The organism is Variovorax sp. Soil_C_39, from assembly GCF_057656815.1.
In genome coordinates this window covers 440,514-459,894 of record NZ_JBDGJQ010000004.1, presented here as the reverse complement: position 1 = coordinate 459,894, position 19,381 = coordinate 440,514, and the positions used below count along the sequence as shown (strand labels likewise).

Annotated in this window: 10 protein-coding genes; 6 read left to right on the top strand and 4 right to left on the bottom strand. The window is 70.7% G+C overall.

The features are described from left to right. The first annotated feature begins 99 nt into the window (after positions 1 to 99). The 4 genes from AC3A6J_RS13595 (at position 100) to AC3A6J_RS13580 (ending at position 2,367) form a co-directional block, all read left to right on the top strand. A complete protein-coding gene (locus AC3A6J_RS13595; RefSeq protein ID WP_487860473.1) occupies positions 100 to 843 on the top strand; it encodes an SDR family NAD(P)-dependent oxidoreductase in 744 nt (247 codons plus the stop codon). 10 nt (positions 844 to 853) lie between these two features. Continuing rightward, positions 854 to 1,255 carry a VOC family protein gene (locus AC3A6J_RS13590; RefSeq protein WP_487860472.1) on the top strand — a complete coding sequence of 134 codons (402 nt, stop codon included), beginning with the start codon at positions 854 to 856 and terminating at the stop codon, positions 1,253 to 1,255. A gap of 3 nt (positions 1,256 to 1,258) precedes the next feature. After that, positions 1,259 to 1,618, top strand: a complete 360-nt coding sequence (locus AC3A6J_RS13585) for a YybH family protein (RefSeq protein ID WP_487860471.1) — start codon at positions 1,259 to 1,261, stop codon at positions 1,616 to 1,618. 89 nt (positions 1,619 to 1,707) lie between these two features. Continuing rightward, complete coding sequence (locus AC3A6J_RS13580) at positions 1,708 to 2,367, top strand: saccharopine dehydrogenase family protein (RefSeq protein ID WP_487860470.1); 660 nt, start codon at positions 1,708 to 1,710, stop codon at positions 2,365 to 2,367. A 354-nt stretch (positions 2,368 to 2,721) separates the two neighbouring features. Here AC3A6J_RS13580 and AC3A6J_RS13575 read toward each other — a convergent pair whose 3' ends face one another. After that, positions 2,722 to 3,429 carry an SDR family oxidoreductase gene (locus tag AC3A6J_RS13575; RefSeq protein WP_487860469.1) on the bottom strand — a complete coding sequence of 236 codons (708 nt, stop codon included), beginning with the start codon at positions 3,427 to 3,429 and terminating at the stop codon, positions 2,722 to 2,724. Positions 3,430 to 3,455: 26 nt separating this feature from the next. Beyond that, the gene (locus AC3A6J_RS13570; RefSeq protein WP_487860468.1) at positions 3,456 to 3,752 is read right to left on the bottom strand and encodes a YciI family protein; all 297 of its coding nucleotides are present in this window, start codon (positions 3,750 to 3,752) and stop codon (positions 3,456 to 3,458) included. A 228-nt stretch (positions 3,753 to 3,980) separates the two neighbouring features. Here AC3A6J_RS13570 and AC3A6J_RS13565 point away from each other — a divergent pair, with 228 nt between their 5' ends. Then, the gene (locus tag AC3A6J_RS13565) at positions 3,981 to 4,418 is read left to right on the top strand and encodes a winged helix-turn-helix transcriptional regulator (protein ID WP_436316789.1); all 438 of its coding nucleotides are present in this window, start codon (positions 3,981 to 3,983) and stop codon (positions 4,416 to 4,418) included. After that, positions 4,372 to 4,935 (top strand): PaaI family thioesterase, encoded by a 564-nt coding sequence (locus tag AC3A6J_RS13560; RefSeq protein WP_487860467.1) that lies wholly within the window; start codon positions 4,372 to 4,374, stop codon positions 4,933 to 4,935. The genes AC3A6J_RS13565 and AC3A6J_RS13560 overlap by 47 nt, the downstream gene beginning before the upstream one ends. Before the next feature lie 47 nt (positions 4,936 to 4,982). On the opposite strand, the gene AC3A6J_RS13555 is transcribed toward AC3A6J_RS13560, so the two are convergent. Next, positions 4,983 to 5,387: a VOC family protein gene (locus AC3A6J_RS13555; RefSeq protein ID WP_487860466.1), complete on the bottom strand. Its 405-nt coding sequence runs from the start codon at positions 5,385 to 5,387 to the stop codon at positions 4,983 to 4,985. 158 nt (positions 5,388 to 5,545) lie between these two features. Continuing rightward, positions 5,546 to 19,324 (bottom strand): filamentous haemagglutinin family protein, encoded by a 13,779-nt coding sequence (locus tag AC3A6J_RS13550; protein ID WP_487860465.1) that lies wholly within the window; start codon positions 19,322 to 19,324, stop codon positions 5,546 to 5,548. Positions 19,325 to 19,381 lie beyond the last annotated feature (57 nt).

The window sequence follows — 19,381 nt, the reverse complement described above, 5'->3', positions numbered from 1 at the left end:
GGGATGAAGCAGGAATAGGCACGAACGAGGCAGAAACAGGTGGGCGGCGGCGCGAGCAAAAACCTATCGTGGAGGCACTGAAACCCACTGGAGCAATGCATGGAAACCATCGTCATCACCGGAGGCAGCCGAGGCATCGGCGCGAGCGCCGCTATCGAATGCGCTCGTCGTGGACTGGGCGTCATCCTGACCTACAAGCAGAACCCGGACGCGGCAGAGGGCGTCGTTCGTCGAATCGCCGAGGCTGGCGGCCGCGCCGTAGCACTTCCTCTCGACGTGGCCGCAATCGGGACCTTTGCCGCCTTCCGGCAGACCGTGAAAGAGGTGCTCACCTCGAAGTGGAGAGAAGCCCGCCTCGGCGGCCTGGTGAACAACGCCGGCTACGGCCTCTACAGCCCCATCGAGACCGTCACCGAGGCTCAGTTCGACGGCCTGATGGATGTGCACTTGAAAGGACCGTTCTTCCTGACGCAGGCCCTGCTGCCGTTGCTGAAGGACGGTGCCGCCATCGTCAACATGACCAGCGCAACAACCCGAGTCGTCACTGCAGGCGTCGCGCCGTACGCCGCCTTCAAGGGCGGCCTGGAAGTGCTGACCCGCTACATGGCCAAGGAGTTCGGCGAGCGCCGCATCCGGGTGAACGCCGTCTCGCCGGGGGCCATCCGCACCCAGCTCGGTGGCGGCCTGACCTCCGAGTTCGAGACGCTGCTGGCTTCGCAAACTGCGCTGGCGCGAGTCGGCGAGCCTGAAGAGGTCGCGCGTGTGATTGCCATGCTGCTGACCGAGGACGGCCGGTGGGTCAACGCCCAGAGCATCGAAGTCGCCGGTGGCTACACGATTTGAAGGGACCCACATGCTCGACCACCTTTTTCTCACGGTCACCGACGTTGACCGTTCCATCGCGTTCTACGAGCGGGTGCTGCCTGTTCTCGGAATCACCAACCGGCACGACTACGACGGAAAGGACGGCCCGCCGAGGCATCCAGACCTGAAAGGATTTGGCGCGCAGGGCCGGATGTTCTTTTGGCTTCGGCAGGGAGCGGCGGCGCCCGGCGCGGTGCACATCGGCTTGGTTGCCGATTCCGAAGAGATGGTCGAGCAGGCCCATGCCGCTGCTCTGGCGGCCGGCGGGGCCGAGATTCATCCGCCCGGAGCGCAGCTTCACTACGACCCGCGCTACTACGCGGCGCAGGTCCGGGACCTCGACGGCTACAGCCTCGAGTTCGTCTACAAGAGCTGGCAACACGGACGCTGAGCGATGCCGCAAAAGAAGGACAACCTGCATGCAATAGCCGAGGCGTTGATTGACGCAACCAACGCTTTCGACGTCGAGCGCGCGCTCGCCCTGTTCACGCAGAAGGCGGTCATCGACGACCCCTCCACCGGCCATAGTTTCGAGGGCCACAAGGCAATTCGCGACTACATCGAACGCTACTTCATCGGCTACCACACGGTGACGCGCTTCCTGTCCATCAAGCAAGTTGACAGGGACCAAGCACGGGTGCGGGTCGATTTCGCCGGTGATTTCGGCCACGAGATTGGCCTGCTTGAGCTGACGGTCATGGAGGGAGGGTTGATTTCCCACATCGACGCCGACCTCGAGAAAGCAGAGCCCTGAGCATCTCGCCCGTATCGAATTCGCTGCGCACGAAACGTCGCGGCGCCCTAACAACCGCGGGTCCATTCACCATCACGGCCAAGCCGCTGATGTCCGCCGCTATCCGTTGCTGTGTCCACTACCTCGACTTCTCCGCCGAACTCGACACGTATCGACAGGCGCTTGCGCTGGACGAGCAAGCCCGTGGCGCTGGCGCTATGCTTCTTCCCGGAAGCGGCGGCAGCGTCGCGATGCTCGGTAGCCTTGCCAGCCATGCCGCTGCACGTGCGATCGTCACGGAGACGTTGCGCCTCGAAGATGGCCGGCTGGTTGTTCGCGGCCCTGAGGAGCTGCGTGACTTCGACTTCGGCAAGGGCCTGAAGTCTTCGTTTCCTGTGACGTTGCCAGACCTCCTAACCATTCATCGCGCCACCGGGGTTTCCGACGTCGAAACCTTCGTTCATGTCGCTGCGGGTGCTTTTCCAGCGGGAGCCGTCGCAGAGCTTCCCGCCGGGCCGAGCGCTCGAGAACGGACGGCGAACCGTTACCAGGCGGCTGTCGAAGTCACCGACTCGGATGGGACGGTGGTGCGCTCAGTGCTTGATACGGTCAACGGCTATACCATCACGGCGATGGCGGCTGCGGAGGCAGCACGCCGCGTGCTTGCTGGCGAGGTCCAGCCCGGGTTCTCGACGCCCGCAGCGCTGTTCGGCCACGGCTTCGCCGAGACCATTGCCGACACTCGAATCACCGACCTTCCGCCGATGTAGGCGGTCACCAATTTCGTTACGGCGAACAAGCCGTGGGCCCTCGGAAAACGCGGCAGGGCATCGCGGAGCAGAAGCGCACGCTAAGAGCCGTCGTGGCGGCAAACGCGCGTTAGGCCGAGGTCGCTACAGATAACGGAGGTCGGACGCGCAAACTGGCTCAGCCATCGTGCTGCACAACACCGGCGTGCCGCTCCTGTGTTAACTACCAAACGGGTTCCGCGCCACTGGAGACTAACGACGTGGCGTGGCAGCGACGCGAGCGGCTGCTTTGGAGCGAGCCGTACAGCCGGTAGGGGCCCATAGCTCAAGCACCGGTCGAGGGAAAGCGGACTTCCTCTTTCGAGCCCGCGCCGCTCACCCGACCATTCCGAGGTACATCGGCGGCTGGGTGGTCAGCCCGGCGTGCACGCTGCGCGTCATGTCGTCGGCCAGCAGTTCCGACTGCCCGGCTTCGAGCGCCGCAAGGGCCTGGCGCACGACTTCGTCAGGCGAAGCCTTCGGCCCCGGTACGCCGCGCGCCATGTCGGTGTCCATAAAGGCCATATGCAGCGACAGCACCTGCGTGCCCTGTGCCCGCAGTTCCTGCCGCATCGCATTGCTCAGCGCCCAGGCGGCAGCCTTCGATGCGCTGTAGCTGCCGGTCGCGCCTGGCAGCGTGACCCAGCTCAGCGCCGAGATCACGTTGACGATGGCGCCATTGCCGCTCTCGCCCAGCGTACCCGCAAAGGCCTGCGCCATGCGCAGCGGCCCGACTGCGTTGGTATCGAACTGCCAGTGCAGCGTGTCGATCGCCTTCGGGTCCAGCACTGGGCCGGAGCCGCCAATGCCGGCGTTGTTGACCAGCAGGCTCACGTCGGTCAATTCGCGGGCGAGTGCAGCGATCTGGTCGGGCTGGGTCACGTCCAGCCGCACGGGCACCACACCCGGCACGGTGACACTGGCGGGGTCCCGAGCGGCGGCATAGACCTTGGCCGCGCCGGCGGCGAGCAGCCCGCGCGCGAACGCCGCGCCCAGCCCGCGATTGGCACCCGTGACGAGTGCGACAGAACCTTGGATCTTCATGATGTTCCTTCGAAATTGCGCGGCGTTCAGGCACGGGACTTCAGGTGAAGCATGGGGTGGTGTTCGTAATGGCCGACGCCATTCCTGACAATCGGATCGGCCGAGGTGAGCGCGGCAATCTCCTGGTCGTCGGCGATGCTGAACAGCGAGACGCCGTAGCCGCCGGCCGGGTCCATCACCGGGCCATGGGCGACGATGAGGCCTTGATCGAGCAACTCGTCCAGGTAGCGGCCATGCTGCTGCATCCACTCGCGTTCGTCGGCCGACATCGTGGGCAGGAAATCCGCGCGCGGCGGGATGAACTTGCAGAGGTAGTGCTTCATGGTGCTCAGCCGATGACGGTGAAGGCTTGCGCGTGCAGCCGTTGGGCGAGCATCAGGCCGAAGGCGGACGAGGCGCCGGTGATGAGGATGGTCTTGGTCATGTCGTGGGTTCTCCGGACAGGTCGACGGGTTGGAAGAGTCGTAGCCATCAGCACGGCCCATTGGTGTGTGGACCGTCTGAGGGCACATGTTAGTATCGATATAGTAGTAAGTAAATACTGAAATGATATGAACTCGGCGAATTCTTCCGCGAATCCTTGTCCCATCGCGCGTGCCCTGGATGTGCTCGGTGATGCGTGGTCGATGCTGATCCTGCGAGACGCAGCTGTCGGTCTGACCCGCTTCGACGAGTTCCGCAAGAGCCTGGGCATCGCCCCGACCATGCTGACCAAGCGCCTGGCGGCGCTGACCGAGGAGCAATTGCTCGAGAAGCGCCTGTACTCGGAGCGCCCGCCGCGCGAGGAGTACCTGCTGACCGAGGCCGGACGCGCCTACCTGCCGGTGCTCTTCATGATCGGCGCCTGGGGCCGCAAGTACCGTGGCAAAGGGAAACTGGCGCGCTACCTGGATGCCGAGACCGGCCTTGACATAGAGCCGGTGGCGATCGACGCGGTGACGGGTGCAGAGATCGGGACACGCCCGTTCCGCGTGCTGTCGCCGAAGTGAGCCGTGCTGCTGGCTCAGCCCCATTCCACTCCGTCAGCCGGATCGCCATGAGGTCTTCCAGGCGACGCCGCAGCTCAAGCACTACAACCCGCAGGGATCGGTGCAGGGGGGGCTGGTACGCGCCCCTGCTCGACTCGCACTCGGCTGCGCGGTGCAGACCAAGCTGCCAGCCGGACGAGGCTACACGACCAGCCAGATCAATCTAAACATCGTGCGCGCGGCCCACACGAAGACTGCCCCGCTGCGCCGCGTGGGCGCGGCTCTGCACGTCGGTCGGCAGTTCGGCACCTCCGAAGCCAGGATCGTCGGGCCCGACGGAAAGCTGTATGCGCATGCAACAACCACCTGTGCGATCTTCGAGTCACGGCAGGTGGGCCCTGAGCCAACGAAGTTTGTTCGCTTGTTCGGCCCAGTCCTTCCCTCGACGTGTCACTCGCTGAACGGCAGAACCTCAAGGGGGGCCATCGCGAAGCGCGATTGCATCCGCCCGACTGTCGGCTTACGAACGCGAAGCTGAAGGACCGGATCCGGCCGAACCTTGCCCCAACCAAGCTGGCGACAAGCTCATGCACCATCCCCCGTCGCCACATGGCACGCGACACACAGCTTGTTCCCGTCCGGGTCGCGAAAATACGCGCCGTAGTAGTTGTCGTGGTACTCGGGGCGAAGGCCCGGCGGGCCCTCGCAGGTTCCGCCGTGGTCCAGCCCCGCGCGGTATGCCGCTCGGACGATCTCCCTGGAGGCCGCGGCAAAGGCGGTCATCTGCCCGTTGCCAGGGTGGTGGGGCTGGCCGTCGAAGGGCTTGCAGATGGCGAACAAGGGGCGTGCCCCACCTGCGCTGTGCCAGCCCGCCCATGGCCGCTCGCGCTCGCAAAAGCGCAATTCAACGCCGAGGCTGTCCATCAACGCGCTGTAGAAGCGCAAGGCGCGCTCGAAATCTCCGACGCTCACAAAGACATGGGAGAACACGGTGGCTCCTCAGGCAGCAATTCGAAGAACAGCTTCGACCGTCCGGCGCTGGTCGCGTGCAGCCGGCAGTCGCATTCTGCCGCGGCGACCGACCGCGCTCCCCGGGACACCGCGACACCCGCCCCATCCCTTCAGTCCACCGCCCCTGACCCACTTCCTCAGCGCACGAGCCCGCCGCGCTCGCCCGGCGTCAGCGCCTGCTTCTGCGCGGCCGTGAGCGTGCCGGCGCCGAGCACCTGCACCACGCCCTCGGGGTCGTAGCTCGCGCGCGCATCGCGTGCGGGCGGCGTGTTGCTGCTGCTGCCACCGGCCTCCCCCGCGCCGCCCTCGCCGACTTGGCCGCCGAAGCCCAGCACGCGCACGGTGAACACCGACGGCAGCGCCTGGCGCTGCGCGGTGCGGTCGCGCTGCACCGCCTCCTGCGCGGCGGTGGCGGCCTGCGAGGCCGCGGCGCTGGCGTTGGAGAGTGCGCCCACGTTCACCGCGGCCACCACCGGAATGCCGGTGGACTCGCCCTGCACCTGGATGTTCTCGGCGTTCACCACGCGCAGCGCCGCCAGGTTCACGTTGCCCGAGACGCGGATGCCCGCCTCGCCGGCGTCGATGGTGCCCAGCGGCGCGATCAGGTCGATGTCGCCCGGCGGCACCTCGGGCACCGGGTTCAGCGTGGCGATGCCCGCGCCGGTGTTGGGCGTGTTCGGCGACAGCGTCACGCCGCCCAGGTCGTCGTACACGCGCCGCTGGGGCGTGTAGACCACGGTCGACTTGGAACCGCGGCCCGCGTTGATGTCACCGCCCGCCGACCACGCGAGGATGTTGCCGCCGAAGGTGGTGAAGACGCGGCTCTGGCCCAGCAGGATGCTGCCGTTCGAGAAGATCTCGATGTCGCCCGTGCCCTGCGTGAGCACGCCCGAGCCTTCGCCCGGCACGAAGCCGCCGTCCACGCCCACCAGCGTGCGCCCGCCGGGCACCATCACACGGATGTCGCCGCCGAAGTCGGTGTGGATGCCGGCGTCCTGCACCTCGTAGTGCGGCACGTCGTAGGAGGGGCGGCCGAGCGCGATCCATTCGGCCTCGGTGAGGTACTTCACGCCGGGCTTCGGCCGTGTGGTCGGGATCGCGGTCACCGTGTCCTCGAAGTAGCGCGCGCTGCTGAACATCGTCAGGTCGCCCTGGTAGTCGATGGCCTTGCCTTCGGCGTCGTGCGTGGGGAACAGCGTGGCGATGGCTTCGCGCCCGCGCAGGTAGCTGCCCTCGCGCGGGCCGCCCGCGGCGTTGTACTCGCGGCCGGCGGCCTTGAGCTCGGCGTAGTACACCGGGCGCAGGAAGGCGCGCTGCTGCTCAGCCGGCAGCGCGGCGAAGAAGCCGCGCGCGTCCATCGTCGCGGCGTCGAAGCGCAGTCCCAGGCCGTTGCGCTTGCCATCGCCGAAGCGCTCCTCGAGCCAGTTGACCAGGTGAAGCTGGCTGCGCTGGCCGTACTCGCGCTGCAGGTCGCGCGCCGGCGCGGCGTTGCCCGAAGCGCCTGCGCGTGCGCGGTCGATCTCGGCCTGCTTGCCGGCAAGGTAGGCCGCCGCACCGGCTTCGTCACCGCCGTAGCCGAACTCCGCCTGCAGCCATTGCGCGAGCGTGAGGCGCCCGCCGTACACCGCCACGGCCTTGCCGGGCTGGTCGGCCAGCGGCCGGCCCGTTTCGGCCAGGTTGGCTGCGTCGAGGTAGCGCGCGGCAAAGGCCGAGAAGTCGAGCCCCCTCGCGCCCACGCCCGCGGCCACCGCGATGCCCGCGCCGCTGCTGCGCTCGCCAGGCGCGCCGTTGACGACGGCACCGATGCTCTTGAGCTCGCCCTTGTCGGCCAGGTACACGTCGCGCCCGGCCGTCACTTCGAGCAGGCCGGGGCCGGCGACGTAGAAGCTGCTGTGGCGCACGTCGCGCCCGGCCGACACCACCGACACGTCGTCCGGGTTGTTGTGCACGATCAGGTTGCCACGCGCGCTGCCGAGTTCGACCGCGATCGGCTTCAGCGGTGCGCCGGCATCGGCGCGGTTGACCTGCGTGGTCCAGCCGAGCGCGCCGTCCGGCACCTCTTCGTACTCGCCCAGGCCGGTGCCCGCGTTGACGACGTCGCGCCCCGCGCGCAGGGCCACCGGGCCGCCGCCTTCGTACCAGGTCGGCTCCTCGCCGGCCGAGCCGCCGCTGGCGCCGCGGCCGCGGTAGACGATGGCGCCCGTGCGCACGCCGATCAGGTCGCCTTCGAGCGCGTAGAAGCGCGCCGGCTGCCGGCCGGGCACGCTGTAGCCCGACGCGCCCGACGGCGCGAGGCTGAAGAGCGGATAGGCCTGGTTGCCTTCGCCCGGCCGGAATGGCGCGAGGAAGACGCTCGGTGCCAGCGCATCGGGGCTCACGTTGCTGAGTTTGCGCATGCCGAACCAGACCTGCTCGAGGCTGCCGCTGAAGCCCGGATTGAACGGGGTCGGCAGCGCGGTAGGGTCGGCGCCCGACGCTGTGAAGCTGTAGCCGCCGGCATAGATCGAATCGCCCGCCATGAGCTCGAAGCCGCCCGTGCCCGTGCCGGTGAACTGCGGTCCCGCCGGCGGCGGTGCCAGCACCACGCCGGTGCCCGGCTGCACCGGCTTGTTGCTGCCGTCCATGGCGCCGGTGATCGCGTTGCCGTAGTAGAGGCTGCCGCTCGCCGCAACCGCGCGGAACATCGACGGCACGACGAAGCGGCCGTCGGTCGGCTGCGCGTCGCTGCGGGTACGGTAGCCGGCGATGGCGCTCGACGGCGCGAGGTTGCCGCCGGCACTGAACAGGTCGATGCCGCTGGCCGGCGTCCACAACGAGAACCAGCTGTAGCCGTCGCCCGGGCGCTGCTCGCCTTCGCCCACGAATGGCGTGCCGTTGTTGAATTGCGCCACGCGGCCGGCGTCGGCCACGCCGCCCAGCACCAGGTCGCCGCGCGCGTCGATCTGCACCGCGGCATCGCCGGGCACGAGCATCGGCCCGCCGCCGGCGATCGACGAGGTGGCGGTGTAGACCTGGTAGGCGCGCGACTCCTCGGGATCAGCGCGGTCGAAGCGCAGCTCGAGGCCGCCCACCGATCCGGCCTGCATGCGCAGCGCGCCACGCAGGTTGACGAACGTACTGTTGAGGTCGGGGCGCGCACCCCGCCAGGTCGTCTGGGGCGTGATGTCGGCGCCGTTCGGGAACGAACGCAGCTCGGCCACCGGATTGAGGCCGCCGCCGATGCGCACGTCGAGATCGCCGCCACCGGTGAGCGTGAGCTGTTGGCCATCGGCCGAGACGCGTCCGCTGCCGCCCACCACCAGGTTGAGGCCGGTGCTGCGCGCGACGAACATGCCGAGCAGGTCCATGCGCCGGCTCAGCATGCCCGCGTCGCCGCCGGCCTCGAGCACGAGGTTGCCGCCGCCGAGCGTGCCGATGCCGGTGAAGCCCGTCATGAACGGCACGGTGCCGAACAGGTCGTAGGCGGTGCTCGGGCCGGGCACGTAGCTGCCGAAGTTGATCCACCATGCGGTGGGCACGCCTTCGCTGCCGGCCACCGTGCTGCCGGTGCCCTGGCGCCAGAGCCAGTTGCCCACGTCGGCGCTCGCGCCCATCGGGCGGATGACGCCGATGGCGTCGGGGCGCGTCTGGCTGCCCGGCCGGCCGATCAGGTCGCCGCGCACGTCGCCCTGAGCGCGCACCAGTACATTGCCGCCGTGCTCCGGATACCAGGCGCGGTAGAGGCTTTGCGTGCCGCCGTCGACGAAGGGTTCGTACGCCGCGCCGTCGGCACCGAGCACGGTGCCGCCCACCGTGGCGCGCGGCAGGTTGTAGGCCGCGCCCACGCCGCGGGACTGCGTGCCGGCGGTGTACACGCCATACGGCGAGCTCATCGTGAAGTCGCCGCCCGCGAGCAGGTCGAGGTCGCCGGTGCCGGTGCGCAGCACGCTGAAGAGCTGCTGCGTGGCCGGCAGCGGCACGGTCTTCGGTTGCTCGCCTTCGGGCGCCCAGGTCACGAGGTTGCCCAGGCCCCAGTCGTTGATCGCGAGCACCGCCTCTTCGCCGCCCCATTCGTCGAGGTTGATGAGGGTGCCCGGCGCATAGCCGATCTGGTTGAGCGAGTCACCCATCCAATAGAACTGCCCCGGCACGCCCGGCGTCGGCAGCTGCAGCGTGAGGCCGCTGCCCATGCCGTAGTGCGTGTCGGCCAGCAGCAGCTGGCCGTTCGCTTGGCGCGCACGCAGCGCGCGCGTGTCGGCCGCGCCGGTGTCGGCACCGGCCACGAGCCGCATCGACCACGACTGCGAGCCTTCGGCCAGCATCGGCGCGATCGCCAGGTTGCGGCCCTGGTCGCCGGCGGCATCGGCCGGGCGCAGGTTGACGAAGTCGACGCCGTCCGGCAGCAGCACCAAGGTCTCGGCGGGCACCACGGCGCCCTTGGCGAGCTTCAGCGAGCCGGCCAGGATCACGCCGTTGGCCGGCGCGTCGGGCACGCCGTCGCCGTTGTAGTCGGGGCTCGGCGTGTCGTTGACGGCACCGATGGGGAACGGCAGCGGCACGCCGGCCGGCCAGGTCATGGCCGCGACGCGCGCGCCGCCGGGCAGGCGATTGCCGGCGTCGAGCTTCATGCCGCTTTGCAGCGTCACGGCCGTGGCCAGCACGGTGCCGGCCGCATGCAGCACGTTGCCCGCCGCATCGCGCACCGCGCCGCCGAGCACCGTGCCCGCGGGCAGCACGTAGTCTTCGGCCAGCGTGGCGGTCGTGGCCAGCACGGTGCCGGCGCGCAGGCTCATGGCCTGCATCGGCAAGGCGTAGTTGAGCGTGCGGCCCGGCTGGAAGAAGGTGCCCTCGGCCAGCTCGGCCATGCCGCCGCGCGGCACCACCAGGTCGCCGCCCCAGGGCACGCGGCCCTTGATGAGTACCCAGCCGCGGTCGCTCGGCGTCGGCTGCAGCACCGAGGTGTCGAAGCCGTCGGTGATGCTGCCGTACACGTTGAGGTTGCCGCCCGCGCGCAGCACCAGCGCGCCCGATTCGCCGGAGCCGTGCACGCCGGTCTGCGGCGTGTGCGGGTTCACGCTGGCATAGCGGTGGCCCGACAGGTCGATGTCGCCGTCGATGTGCAGATCGCCGTCGGGCGTGGCGCTCGCGATCGCGACGCCGGGGCGCAGGTGGAAGGCGTCGCCGTAGGCACGCAGGCCTGCTAGCCGTGCGTTCATGAGGCCGCCGTTGGCGAGCACGTTGGTCATGAAGGCCTGGCTGTCGGCATGCTTGGCGTCGAGGTAGGCCTGGTTCACCACCTGGTAGGGCCGGCCGTCGGCCGCGGCATCGGTGCCGGGCGCGGCGTCCTTGTAGGTCCAGAAACCGTTCACGGTGACGGCGCGTGCGCCGTCGATCTGCAGCGTGCCGCCCGCGTCGATCGCGATATCGTTGCCGCGCGCGCCGCCCAGTCGCTGGGCACTGAGTTCCACCGTGCCCAGCGACAGCGGCGCGCCGTCGGTGCCCGCGCGCACATCCATGCGCGCGCCGCTCGCGAGCACGAGCCGGCCGCTGCCGGCATCGATCTCGATCACGGCGCGGTTGGGCGCCTCGATCACCTGGCCGTAGCTGTCCAGGCGCAGCACGCGGCTGTGCGCGTCGAGCACCGCCGCGGCGCCGAGCGTGACCCCGTCGCGCGCGGCCAGGCGGATGCTGCCCGCCTGCGCACCGCTCGCGTCCACCGTGCCGTCGACGGCCAGCCGGCCACCGTCGACCGAGACGCTGATCTCGCGCGCCTTGAGTTCGTCGCCCAGCACCAGGTCGCCCTGCTTGAGCTGGAAGCTGCGGCTGCCGACGACACCGCCTTCGGTGAGGCGCCGGTTCAGGCCCGCGAAGTCGTCGATGTGCTGGCCGCGGATGTCGGCGCCGCCGGCCGCGTAGGGCACGCGCGTGCCGCCCGCGTCGTACACGCCGCTGCTCGCACCTGCGATGGCGCCGTCGAGCGCGACCGTGCCTGCGCCTTCGCTCAGTGCCAGCACCGTGAGCTTGCCCGCGCGGTTGTGCTCGGCCGACAGGTCGATGCGCGAGCCCGCCGCCTGGCGCACGTCGCCGCCGCGGCTCTCGAGGATCGCATCGCCACCCCAGCTGTACTTGGGCACGTCGAAGAAGTCGATGCGGCGGCCCGCCAGGTCGAGCTGCGCGCCGTCTTCGAGGCGCAGGTCGCCCCCGGCCGAGGCCGTGAGCTTGCCGCTCGGCAGCGCGATGCGGCTGTCGAGCGTGAGGCGGCCGCCGGCGTCGAGGCCGATCTCCGCGCCGAGCGCCTCGGCGAGCGCCTGCCCTGCGAGCGCGGGTGCCGCCATGCCGCCCGGCGCGGCGAGCACGATGTCGCCGCCCGCCTTGATCCTGTTCACCGAGCCGGCCTGGCCGGTGAGCAGCGGCGTCTCGATGCGCAGGTTGCCGCCGCTGAACGCGTATCCCTTCGAGGCATCGTCCCAGGCGCCTTGCGACTGGTACACCGAGAGCGAGCCCGTGTGGTTGGCCGTGACGCGCTCGCTGGCATTGAACACCACGTCCTTGAAGCCGAGCACCAGGCGGTCCACGCCGTGGAGGGTGTCGGGCCGGCTGTTGGGGCCGTAGCCGAACTCGATCTGGTTGGCGTCGATCTGCAACCGGCCGCTGCCTGTGCCCGCGCCGCCCGCGGCCACCAGGCCCGGTGGCGTGGCGGCGCCGTTCCACACCAGGATGCCGGTGTGGATGCGCGCCACCGCATCGGCACCGCCCGCGCCGTAGAGCGCCGGCGCGCCGAGCACCAGCCGCTCGAGCGACGAGCGGCCGGTGGCGGGGTCGATGGTCGAGAGCGTGATCGAATCGTGGAAGTTGACCGCGTCGCGCGCGGTGAGCACCAGGTTCTCGAGCGCGGGCGCGCCGTTCGCGGTGTCGCCGCGCAGCAGCCGGTCGAGGATGTCCTGGTTCAGCGTGAGGCCCGGCGGCAGTGCGTTGCGCGCGGCCGCAGCGGCCAGTGCGGCGTCGCTGCCAACGTTGATGCCGCCCACCGACAGCACGAGGTTGCGCGTGCCGTAGCGCGCCCCGTCGCGCAGTTCGAAGCTCTGGTCGGTGGAAGCGGCCAGCGTGCCCTCGGAATAGAGCTGTGTCGTGCCCTGGCACAGCGACCCGGTGGCGCAGACGCCGATGTCGATGCGCCCAGCGCCGGCGTCGGGCGAGGTGCTGAACTCCGGCGCCAGCAGGTCGAGCCAGCCATTGGACACCGCCAGCACGCTGACCGTGCCCGGCGCATAGACGAAGCCGTCGCGCGAATCCCAGGCCGCACGGCCGCGGCCCAGCGTGTTGATGCCCGCGCCCTGCTCGACGACGATGCCGCCGGTCTTGGTGTTGGTGACGAGGTAGACCTCGCCGGCACGCAGCACTGCACCCTCGCGCAGCACGATGCTGCTGGCGCCGGTGAGAAAGCGCGCGATGTTGGCGCGCTGCGAGCTGCCGGTGTGGTCGATGTAAGAGACGCTCGGCAGCGCGCCGATGCCCAGGCGCGGCGCACCGATCGCGTTGAGCGCGCCGGCATGCACCGAGACGCCCGCGAAGTCGGGCGTGGGTGCGGCGCCGTCGGCCAGCACTTCGTAGCTCTGCCCATAGCCGCCGACCAGCAGCGCACTGCCGCCGAAGCCGCCCGCGGCCGGGGCATAGTCGGCCTGGCCGGCGAAGCGCAGCGCGGGCACGTCGCCGATGGCCTCGATCGCGCCGGCGCGGCTGGGCGCGACCAGGTCGAAGCGCAGCATCTTCGCGTCGCGCTCCAGCACCGTGCGCGGCACGCCGTTGCGCTCGGCCATTGCGATGGCAAAGGCGGCGTAGCTGGTCTCGTTGTATTGCGAATAGCTGCGCAGCGTGTCGGCCGGCGTGAGGAACACCTGCGTGGGCAGCGCATCGCGCAGCGCGGTGTGCGCCGTGCCCATTTGCGCGGCGGCCGCGTAGGAGCCGTTGCGCATCGGCACCGTCACGCCCGCGGGCGGCAGGTTGGCCGCGAGGCCGTTGAGCTCGACGCGGAACGCGCCGGGCAGCAGGGCGAAGGTCGACGGCAGCAGCGTGTAGGTGCCGGCGGGCAGGCCCGGCACGCCCGCGCCGATGGTGATCTGGCGGCCCAGCGCCGGGTCGCCGGCGCCGTGCTCGTTGACCAGCGGCGCGTAGCCGGCCTGCGCGCCGGGCACGATGGCGTACACCGGGTTGGTGGCCAGGCCCGGCAGCGTGAAGCTGCCGCGCGCGCTGGTCTGCACCAGCGGATTCAGGCGCGCGTCGGTCGAGCCGCCGCGCCCCGCGAGGAACGCCGCGCCCGTGAGCTCGCCGCCGCCGCGCAGGTCGAGCACCGCGCCTTGCTGCACGTCCACCGCGTGCGCGGCCAGCGTGACCGACGGGTCGTTGCCCACGCCCTTCCACTCGACGTCCTTGCCGTCGTGCAGGTAGCTCAGCCCATCGAGCGTGCCGCCGTAAGGCATGGTGAGGCCGTTGGCGCTGACCGAGGTGACGCTGCCGGGCAGCAGGTTGACTGCACCCGAGAGCACCGGCACCCCGACCGCGCCGAGCACGATCTCGCCGAGCGGCGCGCGCACCACGCCGCCCTGGTTGATGGTGGCCGCGGCAAAGCTCAGCCGGCCGAACACCGAGTACGGCTGCGCCGGCAGCGCGGCCGTGGGATCGATGCGTTCGATGTCGAGGCTGCGCGCAGGATCGAACTCGCGCTCCAGCGTGCCGAACTCGTTGAAGGCACCGCGCTCGCCCACCACGAAGCTGCCGCTGTCGTTCATGGCGGGATAGATCTGCGAGGCCGCGAGCCGCAGGCTGCCGGGCGTATGGAACGCCGCAGCCTGCGACAGCCGCAGGTCGCCGCGCGTGCGCATCACGATCTGGTCGAAGGCCAGGCGCTCGACCGCGAGCGGATCGTCCGCGTTCTGCACGATGCTGCCGCGCGCGCCGACGTTGAACTGGCCGACGATGTCGATCAGCTGCGCATCGAGCGCCAGGCCCGAGCCTTCTGCCACCAGCGGCAGGCCGAGCGCGCCGGCACCGGCGCCGCTGTTGTGCGAGCCGCGCACCGGGTTCGGCATGATCTCGCCCTCTTCCTGGCCGCGCGTGCTGCCCGCGAGCCGGATCGAGGGCGCGGCCAGGCGCACCTGCGCATCGGCGGCGCTGCCTTCGGCCAGGCCGATGGCACTGGCCGCAAGGTGCAGGCTCTGGCCCAGGCGCAGGTCGACGCTGCCGTCGAAGCTCACGAGGCCGTTGGCCAGCAGCGAGAGATTGTCGAAGCCGCCCGCGGCAATGCGGTCCACGCCGATGCGTGCGCGGCCGAAGGCCAGCGCGGCCTCGCGCTCGCCGGGTGCGAGTTCGCCCGAGAGACCGCTGTCGCCCTGCACCTGCGCCAGCACCAGTTCGCGCGGCACGCGCACCGCGTCCTCGACGTTGATGCCCTTCAGGTCCTGCCGGCCGACCGGGCCGTAGTTCGGTGTTTCGAGGTTCAGCGCCAGCGTGCCGCCGGCCGCGCCCTCGCCGCCCGCCGCGGCGCGCATGTCGCCGTCGAGGAACAGCCCGCGGTACGAGCTCAGCGCGATCACGCCGCCGTCGGTGGCCACCTCGCGCACGCCGTAGCCCGGCACGTCGAGCCGTGCGGCCGCGCCCGAGGCATCGAGCCGCGCACCGGGCCGCAGCACCACGAAGGCGTCGGCCGCATCGACCTCGCGTGCGCCGTCGACATGGGCCGCGCCGATCTCGATGCGCCCGCCCTCGCCCACTTGGCCGTAGCTGCGCCCGCGCGCATCGATGGCCGCCGTCGCACGTCCCGCGGCGTCGAGCACCGCGTTGTCGCCGATCCAGATCGAGGTGGCATTGGCCGTGCCCGACGGCCGGTCTGCGTCGTTGCCGATGCCGAAGCCGCCCGGCAGCACGCCGATGCGGCCGCCCCAGGCATTCAGCGTGCCGTCGATGGTGATCTGCGCATTGCCCGTGAGCGTGAGCGAACGGCCCGGATCGACAGAGATCGTGGCGCCGCGGCCCACCACCAGCGGCGCCTGGCTGTAGACCGAACCCGCGCCGAGCGCCAGGTCGGCGCCCGCGCGCTGCGTGAGCACGCCGGCGAGCGGATCTTCCTGCCACAGCGGCGGCAGCCACGGCTGCAGCACGGCCGATGGATCGGCGCCGGTGGCCGTGGCCAGGGCCGCTGCCGGGTCGGCACGCAGCACGGGCATCGCCACGTCGACCCGCGCGCCAGCGGCCACCTGCACGCCCTGCTGCGCGCTGACCGCGTAGCGCGAGAAGCCGCTGCGGAACAGGCCGTCGTCGAGCACCAGCAGCGGCTTCACCGCCACGTCGGCCGGCAGCCGGTTGCCGGCCAGCAGCAGTGCGCCTTCGCCGAGCACCACGTCGCGCGCGAACGGCGTGCCCGCGGCGACCGTGGCGGTGTAGTCGGCCACCGGCATGCCGTTGGGGAACGCATCGGCTGGCACCACATAGCCCGGCGCCATCGTGCCGTTGATGTTGACCAGCTCGGTGCCCGCAGGCACGGTGCTGCCGCTCGGGTAGAAGGTGCCGCTCTTCGCGTAGACGTAGACATATTCCCAGGCCACGGTCGCGGCCGGCACCACCCAGGCGGCCGGCAGCGTGTAGCTGCGCGTGGCGGTGAACATCGGCGCCACCTTCAGGGCCTCGCCCGGCGCCACGGTGTTGGCGATGTAGCTGAAGTCCGTGGGCAGCGCGGTGCCGGCGGGAACGGTGAAGGCCTCGGCCAGCGTGAGGTGCACCGGCACCGCCTCGCCCGCCGTGAGCCGGCCCGCATGCGCGAGCACGCCGCCGCCGATGGCCACGCCGATGCCGGTGTCGATCGTCAGCGTGCCGCCGCCCTTGACGCCGTCGCCACGCAGCATGCCGTCCAGCAGCAGCACGCCCGCGCCGCGGCCGGTGCTGTCGTACTGGTTCGAGCGCAGCGTGATGTCGCCGCCGCGTCCGCCCTGCAGCGCACCGTTCGCCATCAGCGCGGCGCCCGACGAGGTGTCGATCACCGAGCCGGCATGCAGCCGCAGGTCGCCGGTGCTGGCGATCGAAACGCTGCCGCCGTTCACGTAGGGCAGGCCGCCGATGTCGGCCGGCTCGGTGCGCAGGTTGGTCCACAGGCCGCGCGTGTCGAGCTTGGTGCCGCCGGCCAGCGTGACGCCTGCCGTGTAGCCTTCGGGCGGCGCCGCGGCGATCGGCTGGTCGATCCAGTTGGTGGTGCTGCCGGTCTGCAGCCGGCCGACCATGTTGCCGAGCGCAATGCTGCCGCCGCGTGCCGTCAGGTCGGCATTCACGTCGACCTGCGTGGCATGCAGCGCAATGCTGCCGCCGGGCGCCACCGTCACGTCGGCGTCGACGCTTATGCCGCCTGTGGCATAGGCTTTGAAACCGCCGAGGCGCAGGTCGCTGAGCCAGCCCGCGTCGATGCCGATCTTGCCGTCGAGCTCGGCGGGCAGCGCGTCGTCGAGCTGCAGGTCCTGCGCGATGCGCTGCACCGCGCCGATGTCGATGCGCTCGGCCAGCGCCTGCGGGCTGTCGCGCAGCGCACCGGTGGCGGCATCGACCGCCGGCTGCAGCCGGCCGATGACGAGCTGGCCCGCGCGTGGCGCCGCGTTCTGCGACTGCCGGTAGCCGTCGAGCCCCGCGTCGGGCGCATTGCGCTGCCGCTCGCCCTGGAACGCCGTGGCCTCGATGTGGCCTTCGAGCACCGCCGAGCGCGTGCCGACGATCACGCGGCCCGCGTCGCGGCCCACGGTGTAGCCGTTCTCGAGCCGCTCGCGCGGCGCGATCAACGGGTTGTAGAAGAAATCGGTGGTGTTCTTGCCCCAGCGTTCATGCGGGCTCTCGAAGCCGCGGTACACGCCGTCGTAGAGCATGTCGCCCGGCGCACTCGACAGGTTGTAGAGCCGGCCGTCGCGGCCCTTGAGCCAGCTCTGCTTGAGCATGCCGGTCTGCACGTCGAGCGAGCCGCCCGAGACGTTGATGGCCGAGCCCGTGCGCGTCACCAGCTCGCCGCCGCCGAAGGCCACGGTGCCGCCCGAGGCGGCCCATTCGCCGATGCCGTGGCCGTCGGTGTTGAGGTAGCCGCTCACCTCGAGCAGCCCGCCGCCGGTGTACCAGCGGTCGGTCGCATGGCCCTGGGTGCCGGCCGGCACGCGCACCAGGTACCGGCGGTCGACCCAGAGGTTGGCGTTGTTGAGGTTCTTGCTGTCGCGGTTGCCGGGCGCGTCGCGCTGCTCGTTGCCCTGCACGTTGACCTCGACGTTGTTCGACGCCATGGCCACGCGCACGCCCACCGCACCCGCCACGTCGATGGCGGCGCGCTCGGCCAGCTGCACGCGGCGCACCGCGGTCACGTTGACCTGGCCCCCGGTGGCGAGCGTCATCGAGTCGGCCTCGAAGGCCACGTCGCCGCTCGAGGCGATCTGCACCAGCGACTGGTCGCGCCGGTTGTAGGCGCCGTCCGAAAGAATGGCCGACTCCTTCAGCAGCGTGTCGCGCTGCACGTCGAGCGCCGTCGCGTTGCTGTCGTCGAGCAGCACCGCGCTGACGCTGCCCGGCGCGAGCGTGACGCGCGCGTCGGCATCGCCGGCCGCGTTCAGGTGCAGCGTGCCGCGCGTGTTGACGCTGGTGCTCGACACCAGCACGCCGGCCTGCTCGACGCTGTGGCCGGTCAGCGTGATGTCGCCCGTGAGCGCCTGGATCAGCCCGCTGTTCGACACCCGCCCGGCCGCGCTGCCCTCGACGCGCGCCGGGGTCACCTCGTTGCCGCGCGTGCTCGATTGCAGGTTGCCGTCGGTGCCCAGCCCCTTGCGGATCACGAAGCTGTCGCCGGCCGCCAGCGTGGCCTGCCCGGCCGGCGTGACGATGGCGCCGCGGTTGTGCACCTCGCGGCCGGCCAGCAGCACGTAGCCGCCACCCTCGGTGACCGACTGCGGCTTGCGCGTCTCGATGCGCGCACCCGCCTCCACCACCACGTCGGCCGTGGCCGCGCCGTGGGACGAGTCAGTGGGAGTGACCACGAGGTCGTTGGCGAGCGTGGGCACATGGCCCGTGCCCAGCGCCTGGCTGTAGATGCCGCGCTGGAACTGCGCGTCGGTCATGCCCACGGCCGAGGCCAGCAGGTTGCGCGTGTTCACCTGGCTGCTGCCGCTGAACACGATGCCGTTGCGGTTGACCACCATCACCGTGCCGTCGGCCTGGATCTGCCCCTGGATCTGCGACGGCCGTGCCTGCGGATCGTTCACGCGGTTGAGCACGGCCCAGCTCGGCTGCTGCTCGAACCGGAGCGTGGTGTTGCGCCCGACGTTGAAGCTTTCCCAGTTCAGCACCGCGCGCTCGCCGGTCTGCGTGACGGTGACCTGCGTGCGCCCGCCCTCCTGCGTCTGCACCGGTGCATTCGCGTTGGCCCAGCCGGCCGTGAGGCTGTTCGTGTCGACGCGCAGTCCGCCTTCGGCCATGCCGTCGGGCACGCCGCCGCCGGCCGCGAGCGCCGCGCGGCGGGCGGCTTCCTGTGCGGCCTGCTGCGCCGCGATGGTGCGCGCCGTGAGGTTGAGGTTGCCGATGGAACGCTGCAGCTGCTCGTTGGCGCGCTGCTGCTGCGCCTGCGGGCTGGTGAGCATGGAGGCCGGCATGCCGTTGGGCAGGCGGCCGGTGGCGATGGCGGCGCTCTGCGCCATGTTCTTCTGCGCCATCCAGGCGCCGCTGAAGGCCTGCTGCGCCTGGGCATCGAAGGAAGCCGCCGCGCCCGCGGCCAGCATCAGCGCGATCGCGTGGACCATGGGAGTGAGCCGGGCCTTCGGAACGAAGGCAAAGGGCAAGGCGAGGGACGACGGATTCGTGCTCGGGCGCCGGGCCACCGTGCTGCGGGTGCTGCTGCTGCGTTGCATGCGGACTTCCAGGGGTTCGTGTTTCATTGCTGCTGTTCGATCGCTGCCACGAAGCGCACCCGGAAATCGGCCGGCCCGTGGTCT

What these genes read in the sequence shown, in the direction of transcription:
- AC3A6J_RS13590 (WP_487860472.1), top strand. Translation starts at nt 854, where the DNA reads ATGCTCGACCACCTTTTTCTCACGGTCACCGACGTTGACCGTTCCATC.
- AC3A6J_RS13575 (WP_487860469.1), bottom strand. Translation starts at nt 3,429, where the DNA reads ATGAAGATCCAAGGTTCTGTCGCACTCGTCACGGGTGCCAATCGCGGG.
- AC3A6J_RS13570 (WP_487860468.1), bottom strand. Translation starts at nt 3,752, where the DNA reads ATGAAGCACTACCTCTGCAAGTTCATCCCGCCGCGCGCGGATTTCCTG.
- AC3A6J_RS13550 (WP_487860465.1), bottom strand. Translation starts at nt 19,324, where the DNA reads ATGAAACACGAACCCCTGGAAGTCCGCATGCAACGCAGCAGCAGCACC.
- AC3A6J_RS13580 (WP_487860470.1), top strand. Translation starts at nt 1,708, where the DNA reads ATGTCCGCCGCTATCCGTTGCTGTGTCCACTACCTCGACTTCTCCGCC.
- AC3A6J_RS13565 (WP_436316789.1), top strand. Translation starts at nt 3,981, where the DNA reads ATGAACTCGGCGAATTCTTCCGCGAATCCTTGTCCCATCGCGCGTGCC.
- AC3A6J_RS13585 (WP_487860471.1), top strand. Translation starts at nt 1,259, where the DNA reads ATGCCGCAAAAGAAGGACAACCTGCATGCAATAGCCGAGGCGTTGATT.
- AC3A6J_RS13595 (WP_487860473.1), top strand. Translation starts at nt 100, where the DNA reads ATGGAAACCATCGTCATCACCGGAGGCAGCCGAGGCATCGGCGCGAGC.